We start from the raw sequence: 11,966 nt of genomic DNA on the forward strand, positions 1-11,966 counted from the left end.
CGGTGTGAATGGTTCCCGCTCCGGGCGCCTCCCACGCCCGGGGAGGGCCGCGGGAGGGGTCAGGCGCGGGTCCGCGCGCGGCGGGAGGCGATCACCGAGGCGACCACCGCGCCCAGGCCGAGCGCGGCCAGCAGGGCCTCGGGGACGGCCCCGAGCCGGGTGGCGACCGTGAGTCCGTCCATCGCCGTGATGTCGGTGACGTGGAGGTCGCGTACGGCCTCGGGCGACTCGTAGACGACGCGGCCGTCCGGCTCGACGACGGCGCTGACCCCGCTGGTGGAGACCACCACTGCCGGTCGGCCGTGTTCGACCGCGCGCAGCTGGGTCATCGCCAGCTGCTGGTGGGACTGGCCGGTGAAGTTGTAGTTGGCGTTGTTGGTGGGGATGACGATGATGCGCCCGCCCGCGGCCACGGAGTCGCGCACCGCCGGGTCGAAGGCCACGTCGAAGCAGATGCCCACGGCCAGGGTGGTGCCGCCGATGTCCAGGGCTCCGGGCTCGGTGCCGGGTACGGCGTCCGAGCTGACCTGGCCCAGCCGGGAGACGAACCTCGTGAAGAAGTCCCGGTAGGGGACGTACTCGCCGAAGGGGACGAGGTAGCGCTTGTCGTAGAAGTCACCGGGCCCGGTCTCGGGGTCCCACACCAGGCTCCGCACGTGGCGCGTGCCGTCGTCGTTGAACCGGCTCATCCCCCACAGCAGGGGCGCGCCCATGTCCCGGGCCGCGGACTCCATGGTCCGCTCGGCCTCGGGGTCGCGGTAGGGGTCGATGTCGCTGGCGTTCTCGGGCAGGAGCACCAGGTCGGGTTGGGGGTAGTCGCCCTGCCGCACCTGGTCGGCCATCTCGTGGACGCCGTCCGCGTGGTTCTGGAGCACCTCGGCCCGTTCGCCGAGGACGGAGACCTCGCCCACGTTGGGCACGTTGCCCTGGACCATGCCCACGGTGACGGTCTCCGCCGGGGCGGGGCGGCCGATCGCGGGGGCCGCGAGACCGCCCAGGACGATCGCCGCTCCGGCGACCAGTCCTGCGGCGGGCAGGAGTACGCGGGCGCCTCCCCGGGCGGACACGGCGCGCAGGACCGTCCACACCAGCAGGGCGCCGGTGAGCGCGACCGCGAACGAGACCAGGGCCGAGGAGCCCAGGGCGGCGTACCCGACGAAGGGGGTGTCCGGCTGCGCGTAGGCGAGCTTGCCCCAGGAGAAGCCGCCGAGCGGCCACCGGGCGCGCACGGCCTCCTGGGCCACCCACACACCGGCGGTCCACAGCGGCCAGTACGGCAGGCGCGCGACCAGGGCCAGGCCCATGGCCATGGGCAGGAAGTAGGCGGTCTCCAGGGCCGCGGTGGCCAGCCACACGTCGACGCCGAAGATGCTCTGCCAGTGGACCAGCGGGACCATGAGGGTGGCGCCGGAGAGGCCGCCCAACCAGGCGGCGCGGCGCGGGCGGGCGCCGCCAACGGCGAGGAGCAGGAGCGCGGCGCTGAACGGGCCCAGCCACCAGAGGCCGTGGGGCGGCAGGGCCAGGAGCTGGGCCAGGCCCGCCCCGACCGCCGCCAGGGTTCGCCAGAGGAGGTCGAGGCGACCCCAGCGGTGCCCCGGGGCCAGGGGGGACCACGTCGTGGCCCGCGCCCTCGACTCCGGCGCCGTGGTGTTCGGCGAGGGTCTTGCGGGGTTCGGAGCGGTCTCCGACCCCCTCTGCTCGGCAACCACGTGGGGTGCTCGCTTTCCGCTGGATACTGAGGGTCTCCTGCGGTCAGCATATTGGGGGGACGCGGAAAAGGCCCGAGCCACCCTTCGGACCGGCTCCGTCCCGTCGGCGGCGAGCTCGGAAGACCGTTGTCTACTGGATGTTCGGGCCTTTTCCGGGTCCAACCCCCCGCCCGGTCGCGGTACACCGCCCCTCACCCGATCCCAGCTGCACCTGGCGCGTGATGCAGCGTCCGATCGGACGAGTGGGGGCCGCACAACCGGTCCGTCCAGTGCTGGACTGGTCGTTAGGTTACCCAGACTCCCCGACCCCTTGTCTCAATCCGGAAGCCGTGTCGTGGCCACCGGCCCAAGTGGTGGAAGGGGAGAACAGTGGTGAACCGAGCGACAGGCTAACGCACCTGAGCCGTCCACGCCAGCTGGCAGCGGGTGGTTTGCGGATGACCGCAATCGGATCGAAACCTCACTCGCCCTGGACATTTTGATCGCGATGATGTCTGATGTGATCAAGAAACACACCCGTTTCGATCAATTCCGAACATCGGGCGTCACTGGAGAGTTCCCTCAGGGGTCGCGGCCCCGCCCTCCGGCGACCACCATCGGATACGCCACACCACCGAGCCAACGCGGGAGCTGACCACCATGGCGGAGATCGTCCTCGAGGGCGTCGACAAGATCTACGGCGGCGACGTCAAGGCCGTCGACGACCTCAACCTCCGGATCAACGACGGCGAGTTCATGGTGCTCGTCGGCCCCTCCGGCTGCGGCAAGTCCACCGCCCTGCGCATGATCGCGGGCCTGGAGGAGATCTCAGCGGGCACGCTGGTCATCGGCGACGAGATCGTCAACGACCGCCCGCCGAAGGACCGCGACATCGCCATGGTCTTCCAGAACTACGCGCTCTACCCGCACATGACCGTCGAGCAGAACCTCGCCTTCGGCCTGAAACTGCGCAAGGTCCCCAAGGCGGAGATCGCCCGCCGTGTCGGCGAGGCCGCCGACATGCTCGGCCTGGACCCCTACCTCAAGCGCAAGCCCGGCGCGCTCTCCGGCGGACAGCGCCAGCGCGTGGCCATGGGCCGCGCCATCGTCCGCGAGCCGCAGGCCTTCCTCATGGACGAGCCGCTGTCCAACCTGGACGCCAAGCTGCGCGTGCAGATGCGCGCCTCCCTGAACCAGCTCCACGAGCGTCTGGGCGTCACCACCGTCTACGTCACCCACGACCAGATCGAGGCGATGACCCTCGGCGACCGGGTCGCGGTCCTGCGGGACGGACGCCTCCAGCAGGTGGACACCCCCAAGCGCCTGTTCGACTCCCCCGTGAACCTGTTCGTGGCCGGTTTCATCGGCTCCCCGGCGATGAACTTCGTCGACGCCGAGCTCGTGCGCGACGGTGACGGCGCGATCCTGAAGTTCGCCGAGCACCAGCTGCCGGTTCCGGCCTCGGTCATCAAGGAGCGCCCGCACCTGGACGGGTACGTGGGCCGTTCGGTGATCCTGGGCATCCGCCCCTCCGACTTCAGTGACGCCGAGTTCGACGGCAACGGCGACCCGCGCATCGAGGTCACCGCCGACGTCACCGAGGAGTTGGGCACCGAGATCAACGTGATCTTCGGCATCGACGCCCCGCCGGTGCGCCACGAGGACGCCGCCGCCCTGGCCAAGGACGCCGCGGGTGACGACGAGGAGAGCGCCGAGGCCGCGCTGCCGCTGGGTGACAACCGCTCCCAGTTCACCGCGCGCGTGAGCCCGCGCAGCAGCGTGCGCCCGGGCAGCACGATCAATCTCGCGGTGGACGTCAGCCAGCTGCACTTCTTCGACCAGGAGAGCGGCCTGGCCATCGGTCACCCGGACAACGTCTGACCCAGACCCTCCCCGGTCCGGTCCGCGCCCCGCGCGGACCGGACGCACGGGCGGCGCCCCGTCCCCCCCCGGGGCGCCGCCCCTCATCGTCTCCCAGGGGTGTTCCGGGCACCACCGGGTACCGGCACGTCCGTCAGTTGACCGCCCAGACGGCGGCGTTGAGCGCCGCGGCGAAGGCCACCCACACCAGGTAGGGAACCAGGAGCAGGGCCGCCGTCCCGCTGTGGGGTCGGGCCAGGAGGAGCGTGGCCGCCACCGCCACGACCAGCAGCAGGATGTCCGCCAGCGCCGTCCCGTAGAGCCCGGCGCCGAAGAACAGCGGGGTCCAGGCCGCGTTGAGCAGCAGCTGTAGGACGTACACGCCCAGGAAGACCGCCGCTCCCCGGACCCCGGCCGCGCGCCAAACGAGCCAGCCCGCGACCGCGACGAGCACGTACAGGACGGTCCACACCGGTCCGAACAGCCAGGAGGGCGGAGCCCACACGGGCAGTTCGAGGTTCGCGTAGACGGCCCCCGCGTCCTGGGCCGCGGTTCCTCCGACCAGCGCCGTCACCAGGACGGCCGCGGCGAAGCACAGCGCCGCTCCCAGCGAACGGCGGGGGTCACGGGTCCTGCGGGTGGTGGTTCCCACGGGTCGCTCTCCTCACGTCGGTGCCCCTACCCCACCGGCCGGGGCTCCCCCGCTTCCTACCCGTTCGCCCCGCGCGGCACCGCCGTCGAGTCGCGGCTGGCCCCGCTCCCAAACCTTCCTCCCGGGCCACACTCACGGCCGGTGGGGCCAGGTATCTCTTCCTTGACCGTCCTGTCGGCCGCTTGAACCATGTGATGGTGCGTAACCGAGCCCCCGGAACCGCCCCGGCCCCAGGCCCCGTGTCGGTGGTCGACACCCTGCACGGCCGCCCCGTCCCCGACCCCTACCGTTGGCTGGAGACCCCCGACTCCCCGGCGACCGAACGCTGGCTGGCGGACCGCGCGCGGGAGTACGAGCGCGAGGCGGCGTCCTGGCCCCTGCGCGACCACCTCGCCGGGTTGATCCGAGAGCTGGTCGCCACCGACCTGTGGTCGCCGCCGACGCACCGCGCCGACGCGGTGTTCGCCACCGTACGCCACGCCGGGAGCGAGCACCCCCGACTCGTGGTGTGGCCAGCGCGGGCGCACGACAGCCCGCCCGCCAGCGGCGCGCGGGCACCTCGAACGGTCCACGATCCCTGCTCGGACGACCCCGACGGAGGGACCACCCTGGACGCCTGGGAGCCGGCTCCGGACGGCACCCTGGTCGCGGTGCAGACCTCGTCGGGAGGGGTGGAGCGCGGTGCCCTACGCGTGCTGCGGGCCGCCGACGGGACCCAGGTCGGACCGACCGTCCACGGGGTGCGCTACTCGCACGTGGCCTGGCTCCCGGGTGTCCCCGAGGCGTTCTACTACGTGCGCCGCGACGGTGTCAGGGGGATGCGCGGCGTGTGGCTGCGCCGGGTCGCGGACGGCGCCGAGACCTTCGTCCACCCGTGTTCGGGGCCGGGCACGGTGCCGGGCGTTCGCGTCCTGGGCGACCGGTGGCTCCTGGTCAGCGAGGGGCACGGCACCGGGCACCGCACCGACCTGTGGCTGGCCGACCTGGCCGCGCGGCGGCCGGAGCGCCCGGATCTGCGGCCCCTCCAGGTGGGCCACGAGGCGGAGACGGAGGTGCGGGCGGGCCCGGACGGCCTGCTGTACCTGCGCACGTCCCTCGACGCGCCCCGCCGACGCGTGTGCGCCGTGGACCCCGCCGCGCCCCGGGGGCGGATCACCCCCGAGTACTGGCGCGAGGTCGTTTCCCAGGACCCCGGCACGACCCTGGACGCGTTCTGTCCGCACCGCGCCCCCGGTGGCACCGCGCTGCTGGTGGTCCGGACCCGGTTGGGCATCAGCGAGGCCTCCGTGCACGACGCCGTCACCGGAGCCCGTTCCCACGCCGTGCGGCTCCCGGGCCAGGGGATGGTCTCGGGTCCCGTCGCGGCGCCTGACGGCACGGTCTTCCTGGAGTACGCGGACGTGGCCGCCCAGCGGAGGGTGCTGCGCCTGCCGCCGGGCGGCACCGACCCCGAACCCTGGCCCGGCCCGGCCCGCGCCGAGGCCCCCCGGGCGCGCGCGGTCCGCTCCGGCGCGCCCGGCGGCCCGGGTTCCGCCCCCTCGGTGGTGCGCACCGTGGTGTGGTCCCGTTCCTCGGACGGCACCCGGGTACCGGTCACGGTCTTCGACGTCTCCGGGCGACCCGGTCCGGGCCCGACCCTGCTGCACGCCTACGGCGGCTTCGGGCGCCCGCGCCAGTTCGGGTTCAGTGCGACCGTGCTCGCCTGGCTGCTGTTGGGCGGCCGCTACGCCGTCGCCCATGTCAGGGGCGGGGGCGACGCCGGGCGACGCTGGCACCTGGAGGGCTCCGGCCGTCACAAGACCCGCGCGGTACGCGACCTGGTCGCCGCCGCCGACACCCTGGTCGCCACCGGGTGGTGCGCCCGGTCCGAACTCTGCCTGTCCGGGGGCTCGGCGGGCGGGCTGCTCGTTTTGGCCGCCGCCACCGCCCGCCCCGACCTGTGCGCGGCGGTGATCGCGTCGGCGCCGCTCGCGGACATGGTGCGCTTCGAGCACCTGGGGTTGGGCCGTATGTGGACCCGCGAGTTCGGTACCACCGCCGACCCCGACGACTTCGCCGCCCTGGTCTCGTACTCGCCCTACCACCGCGTCCTGGAGGCCTCCCCCCGCGCGGGCGGCACCCGGTACCCCAGCGTCCTGCTGACCGGCTTCGACGGGGACACGCGGACCGACGCCGCGCACCCGCGCAAGATGTGCGCGGCGCTGCTGGCGGCCGGGCCGGAGGACGACCACCCCCGCGCCCTCCTGCGCTACGAGCGCGACGTCGGGCACGGCCCGCGCGCCGTGAGCAGGGCCGTGGGGCTGGCCGCGGACGCGCACGCGTTCGCGGCCCACAGAACGGGGCTCACCGGGCGCTGACGGCGTCCGGCCCGGCCCTGGCCAAGAGGATCGACGGCACACAGAAAGCGAGGTGCGGTATGGACCCCATCGAGGTTGAGGTCGAGGAGCTGGCGGAGGTGACCTCCCGCGACACCACCGCGGGCGGCGACAACGACGGCACCGACTCCAGCTCCGACTTCATCTGATCCCCGCTCGCCCGGTCCGGCCGCCACGCGCGGGCCGGGCGGGCCCGGCCGGGTACCGCCCCGGTCCCGCTCCCCTTTTTCCGTTCCCGTCCGCGCCCGCACGCACGCACCGTAACGTCCGACCCCCGGAAAGGGGAGAGCCGTGTCCGATCCCGGCAGCCTGTTCACCCGAACCCTGTGCGACGTCGTGGGCCGCGACGCACTCACCACCCGACTGTCGGAGGAGTTCGTCTTCGCCGACCTGGGCGCGGACGCCGTGCGCTCGCTCCTGACCTTCGAGGACCTCAACCGGCTGCTGGCCGACTGCGCCCCGGAACCGCCCCGGCTGCGGCTGCACCGGGACGGGTCCCCGGTTCCGCTCGACCGCTACACCGACCGCACCCGGGTCTCGCGCGCCGACCGCCGGACCATCCGCCCCGAGTCGCTCTACCGGGAACTGCGTTCGGGGGCCAGTCTGGTGCTGGACGGCGTCGACCGGATGCACCCGCCGGTCGGAGCGGCCGCCGACGACCTCATGCGTCTGACCCGGGAGCGCGCGCAGGCCAACCTGTACCTGATCTGGGGAGAGTCGCGGGGGTTCGACACCCACTGGGACGACCACGACACGGTGATCGTGCAGCTGGAGGGTGAGAAGCACTGGCAGGTGCACGGCCCCGGCTCGCGCCCGTTCCCGATGAAGAACGACACCGACCACGCGCACACCCCGCCCCGTGACGCGGACGGCGAGCCGCACCTGGTGTGGGAGGGGGTGCTGCGGCCCGGTCAGGTGATTCACGTGCCGCGCGGCTGGTGGCACACGGTGACCGGCACCGGCGAGGTCAGCATGCACCTGACCTTCGGTTTCACGCGCGCCACCGGTATCGACTGGGCGGACGCGCTGGTACGCGAGCTGTTCGAGGAGGAGGCGTTCCGGCGGGACCTGCCCCGCTTCGCCGATCCGGACACGCGCCGCAAGCACCGGCACGAGCTGGTGGCACGCGTCACGGAGCTGGCGGAGCGTCTGGACCTGGACACCTTCCTCGCCGAGCGTGACGCCCGCTTCCCGCGCCGCACCTCGTTCTCCCTGCCGTGGCCGGTGGAGGACGGCGCGCCTCCGGGGCACGCCCGGGTCGAGTTCGTCCCGATCCTGCCGCCCCCGGTGGTGCGCGAGGGTGAGGGTCCCGGCGCCCGGGTGGCCGTGACCGTGGCCGGCAAGCGGTACCGGTTGCCGGTCCTGGCGGAACCGGTGCTGGAGGCGTTGGCACGGCACCGGGAGCTGTCCGTGACGGCGTTGGCGGACCTCGCCGGTGTGGAGGCCGAGGCGTGTGGGCGGGTGGTGGCCGCGCTCGCCCGCCACCACCTGGTGCTGGTGCGCTGAGTTCCGGGGACGGGAGCGTTGTCGACGCGCGGCCGGGGTTCGGGCCCCGCCCGCGGTTCCGGTCCCCGTCCCCTCAGTCCCCCGCCCGGTCCCGCCCGGTGGAGCGCACGTAGGCGTCGACCCCGTCGAGGATGCGCTGGATCGCGAAGCCCAGACCGCCCATCGCCCCGTCCTCTTCCCGGTAGCCGGGCGGTTCCTCGGCGAAGGTTCCCTGGTCCAGGGTCCACAGGAGGGTCGGGTACTCCTCGGGGTCCAGGACCCCGCGCAGGCCCCGGACCCACTCGTCTCCCTCGTTGTCCAGGGGTACGCCGCGCTCGCGCGCGGCGCGGGCGATGTCCTGTTCCATACGGAACAGGTCCCTGAGGGAGTAGGTCAGCAACAGCAGGATCTGGAGCGACTCGGGGGCGTCGAGGCCGGAGGCGGCGATCTCACGCAGTCCGGCCTCCATCCACCGCAGGCCGTTGGGGCCGCTCGGCGGGCCCGACTGCGGGACGTAGGCGGCCCAGGGGTGCCTGCGGTACTGGGCGAGGGCTCCGTGGCACCACTCCTCCGTACCGGCCCGCCAGTCGCCGTCGTCACGGGGCCCGGCGGGGTGCTGGGACATCGCGGCGTCCTGCATGAAGACGAGCAGGTCCTCCTTGCTGTCCACGTGCCGGTAGAGCGACATGGTGGTGAAGCCGAGCTCCCGGGCCACGCGCTGCATGGAGACCGCGTCCAGGCCCTCGGCGTCGGCCACCGCCACGGCGGCCTCCACGACCGCCGCGCGGCTGAGTTTCGGTTTGGGTCCGCGTCGTGGCGTCTCCCGCCGCCCCCACAGGAGTTCGATCTCGCGGGTGGTCCCCGCCGGCCGCTCGTCGCTCGTCATACCCCGCCCGTCGTCGCCTCCCACACGGGTCCGCCGCCGGGCCCCGTCGCCGTGGTTGACACCCATCCTAGAACTGTGTACTACTTACACTAATACGTTTATGACATACACAGTTTCTGAGGAGTCACCATGGTAGCGACCCCTCCCCCGGCCGTCGAGGCCAGGGGACTCCACAAGCGCTACGGCGACACCCGCGCCCTGGACGGACTCGACCTCACCGTGGAACCGGGCACCGTCCTCGGCCTGCTCGGTCCCAACGGAGCCGGGAAGACCACGACGGTGCGCGCCCTGGCCACCCTGGTCCGCCCGGACTCCGGAACCGCCGCCGTCTGCGGTCACAGCGTGCTCACCGAGCCCGCGCTGGTCCGCTCCGTCATCGGACTCACCGGCCAGTACGCCTCCGTCGACGAGATCCTGACCGCGAGGGAGAACCTCGTGATGTTCTCCCTCCTGTACGGGTTCGACCGCACCGGAGCACGCGACCGCGCCGAGGAGCTGTTGGAACGCTTCGACCTCGTCGAGGCCGCCGACCGCCCCGCCAGCGGGTACTCCGGCGGGATGCGGCGCCGCCTCGACCTGGCGGTCAGCCTCATCCAGGAGCCGCGTGTCCTGTTCCTCGACGAACCCACCACCGGCCTGGACCCGCGCAGCCGCATGCGGGTGTGGGACGCCGTGCGCGACCTCGTCCGCGGCGGCGCCACCGTGCTGCTCACCACCCAGTACCTGGAGGAGGCCGACCAGCTCGCCGACAGGGTCGCGGTCATCGACCGCGGCCGGGTGATCGCCGAGGGCACCCCCGACGCCCTCAAGGGCCAGGTCGGCGGGGACCGCCTCGACGTACTCGTCCACGACCCCGCCGACCTGTCCGCCGTCGCCGACCTCCTCGGCGACGCCCTGTCCGCGCCCGCCAGCGTGCACCGCGACGAACGACGGGTCAGCGTGCCCGCCGAGAACCGCATGGCCGCCCTCACCGGGGCCGTGCGCGCCCTCGACGGCTCCGGCCTGGGCGTCACCGACCTCGGAGTGCGCCGACCGAGCCTCGACGAGGTCTTCCTGGGCCTGACCGGGACCGCGACGACGACCACGACAACCACCGAAGAGGTCTCCCGATGACCGCCACCCGCCCCACCCCGACCCAGCCCGCCCGTACCGGAGCCCCCGCTCGGGGAGTCGCCCCCGGTTCGGGGGCCGGGACCTGGTCCGACGTCCTGGTCCTGAGCCGACGCAACCTGCGGCACATGCTCCGCGACCCCTTCGAGCTGGCCATCGCGATCAGCATGCCCCTGCTGATGGTCCTGCTCTTCGGCTACGTGTTCGGCGACGTGATGTCGGGCAGCGGCGCCGACCACTACCGCGCCTTCCTGGTACCCGCCATGCTGGCCATGGTGATGGTCTACGGCATCGCCGGGACGTCGGCCGGGATCGCCCGGGACTCCTCGCGCGACGTCATGAGCCGCTTCCGCTCCATGCCGATGACACCGATGGCTATCCTGGGCGCGCGCACGCTGACCGACATGCTGCGCGCCGTCCTGGAGATCACGCTGCTGCTGGGCTGCGGCGCGCTGATGGGCTGGCGCTTCGAGGACGGCCCGGTCCGGGCGCTGGCCGCCGTGGGCCTGCTGCTGCTCTTCCGCTTCGCCCTCGTGTGGGTCGGTGTCCTGGCGGGCCTGTACGCCACCAACCCGGACGCCGCGAGCATGCTCGTCTACCCGCTCGCGTTCCCGCTCACCATGCTGTCCACGAGCTTCCTGCCCTCGTCCGCGATGCCCTCGTGGCTGAGCCCGATCGCCGAGTGGAACCCGCTGTCAGCGGTGGTCACCGCCACCCGTGAGCTGTTCGGCAACGAGGTGCTGCCCTCCGACACCTGGCCCGCGCAGAACGCCCTGCTGCTGGGGGTGATCGTGCCCGCGGCGCTGCTGGCCGTGAGCGTACCGCTGGCGTTGCGCCGCTTCCGCGGCCTGGCCGACTGACCGGCCGACCTTCGGGAGGAACGGGGCCATGTTTGGGCAAACCTCCAGGCGGACACATTGCGGGGGTCCGGATAGTTAGGGTAGCCTCACTTCACGGGCACACGTGAACCGGGCCCTCCGAGGGTCGCCGCCGTACGACCCGGACCCACCGGTTCCGTTCCGCGACGAAGGGTTGCCAGGTGAGTCCAGATCCGCTCGACGCCCTGCGCGGCGCCAGCGCGCGGTTGAAGTTCGCGCCGCTGCCGACGTTCACCACCTCCGACGCCCTCCACGGGCGCCCGGCGGACGGTACCCAGTTCCACTCGGTCGCCTCCATGACCGGGGACGGCTGGCTCCCGGTCCTGTTCGACAAGCTCAGGACCGAGCACGGCCCCGGTCACCGGCTGCCCGCCGCCACCAACTTCCTGCGCGTGACCCTGCGTGAGCCCGTCTTCCTGGTCGCCTCCTGCCTGTACCTGACCGGACGCGGGCCGCTCCTCACACCCGGCTCCCTGTACCTGCCCTGGGACACGGGCTCGAGCCGGTTCGGCACACCGGCGGTGGCCGACACGCGTACCGTGGTCCTGCCCGACGACCCCGCCGTCGGCCACCCCGACACCGTGCTGGCCCGCGACGAGGACCACCAGCTGCGGCTGGTCGCCGAAGCCCTGTTCGCCACCGTCGGCCCCCTGGTCGACTCCCTGCACGCCCACTCGCGGGCCGGTCGCCGCACCCTGTGGGGCTGGGTCCTGGACACCCTGCACTTCTACATGCTCAACCCCGCCCGCTACCTCGGCCGCGACGCCGAACAGGCCTGGGATCTGGCCACCCGGCTCGGTGACGCGGTGGTCGAGGCGGGGGCCGTCACCCGCAGGCGCCCGCGCCTGTTCCCCTTCGCGCCCGACCACCCCCGCGGTACCTGGGCGGTCCGGGGCACCTGCTGCTTCGACTACAAGGGCGACCCCGAACACGGCTTCTGCACCACCTGCCCGCTCAAGTGCGACAGCGAACGCCGGGAGGACCTGTCGGAGTGGCTGCGCGACCCCGCGCTCGCCCCCTGACGGGGCCCCG

9 protein-coding genes are annotated in these 11,966 nt (G+C 73.1%); 6 read left to right on the forward strand and 3 right to left on the reverse strand.

From position 1 onward, the window contains the following. Positions 1–59 precede the first annotated feature (59 nt). A complete protein-coding gene (gene lnt / locus ABZ635_RS12570) occupies positions 60–1,709 on the reverse strand; it encodes an apolipoprotein N-acyltransferase (protein WP_357763234.1) in 1,650 nt (549 codons plus the stop codon). A gap of 639 nt (positions 1,710–2,348) precedes the next feature. On the opposite strand from lnt, the gene ugpC reads away from it, so the two are divergent. Further along, positions 2,349–3,569, forward strand: coding sequence for a sn-glycerol-3-phosphate ABC transporter ATP-binding protein UgpC (gene ugpC, locus ABZ635_RS12575; RefSeq protein WP_357763237.1), 1,221 nt, complete (start codon positions 2,349–2,351; stop codon positions 3,567–3,569). Positions 3,570–3,702: 133 nt separating this feature from the next. Here the strand turns inward: ugpC and ABZ635_RS12580 are convergent, their stop codons facing one another. Then, complete coding sequence (locus tag ABZ635_RS12580) at positions 3,703–4,200, reverse strand: TspO/MBR family protein (protein WP_357763239.1); 498 nt, start codon at positions 4,198–4,200, stop codon at positions 3,703–3,705. A gap of 194 nt (positions 4,201–4,394) precedes the next feature. On the opposite strand from ABZ635_RS12580, the gene ABZ635_RS12585 reads away from it, so the two are divergent. Further along, positions 4,395–6,557 carry a prolyl oligopeptidase family serine peptidase gene (locus tag ABZ635_RS12585; protein WP_357763242.1) on the forward strand — a complete coding sequence of 721 codons (2,163 nt, stop codon included), beginning with the start codon at positions 4,395–4,397 and terminating at the stop codon, positions 6,555–6,557. Between the two features lie 309 nt (positions 6,558–6,866). Continuing rightward, positions 6,867–8,081: a cupin domain-containing protein gene (locus tag ABZ635_RS12590; RefSeq protein WP_357763245.1), complete on the forward strand. Its 1,215-nt coding sequence runs from the start codon at positions 6,867–6,869 to the stop codon at positions 8,079–8,081. A 73-nt stretch (positions 8,082–8,154) separates the two neighbouring features. On the opposite strand, the gene ABZ635_RS12595 is transcribed toward ABZ635_RS12590, so the two are convergent. Continuing rightward, a complete protein-coding gene (locus ABZ635_RS12595; protein ID WP_357763443.1) occupies positions 8,155–8,946 on the reverse strand; it encodes a TetR/AcrR family transcriptional regulator in 792 nt (263 codons plus the stop codon). 129 nt (positions 8,947–9,075) lie between these two features. On the opposite strand from ABZ635_RS12595, the gene ABZ635_RS12600 reads away from it, so the two are divergent. From ABZ635_RS12600 to ABZ635_RS12610, 3 genes are all read left to right on the forward strand, one after another. Next, the gene (locus tag ABZ635_RS12600; RefSeq protein WP_357763247.1) at positions 9,076–10,059 is read left to right on the forward strand and encodes an ATP-binding cassette domain-containing protein; all 984 of its coding nucleotides are present in this window, start codon (positions 9,076–9,078) and stop codon (positions 10,057–10,059) included. Beyond that, entirely contained in the window at positions 10,056–10,916 is an 861-nt protein-coding gene (locus ABZ635_RS12605) for an ABC transporter permease (RefSeq protein ID WP_357763250.1), read from the forward strand. The genes ABZ635_RS12600 and ABZ635_RS12605 overlap by 4 nt, the downstream gene beginning before the upstream one ends. A 179-nt stretch (positions 10,917–11,095) precedes the next feature. After that, positions 11,096–11,956 carry a (2Fe-2S)-binding protein gene (locus ABZ635_RS12610; RefSeq protein ID WP_357763253.1) on the forward strand — a complete coding sequence of 287 codons (861 nt, stop codon included), beginning with the start codon at positions 11,096–11,098 and terminating at the stop codon, positions 11,954–11,956. Positions 11,957–11,966: the final 10 nt, after the last annotated feature.

The sequence above is a fragment of the Nocardiopsis sp. NPDC007018 genome (assembly GCF_040635075.1).
Taxonomy (GTDB): domain Bacteria; phylum Actinomycetota; class Actinomycetes; order Streptosporangiales; family Streptosporangiaceae; genus Nocardiopsis.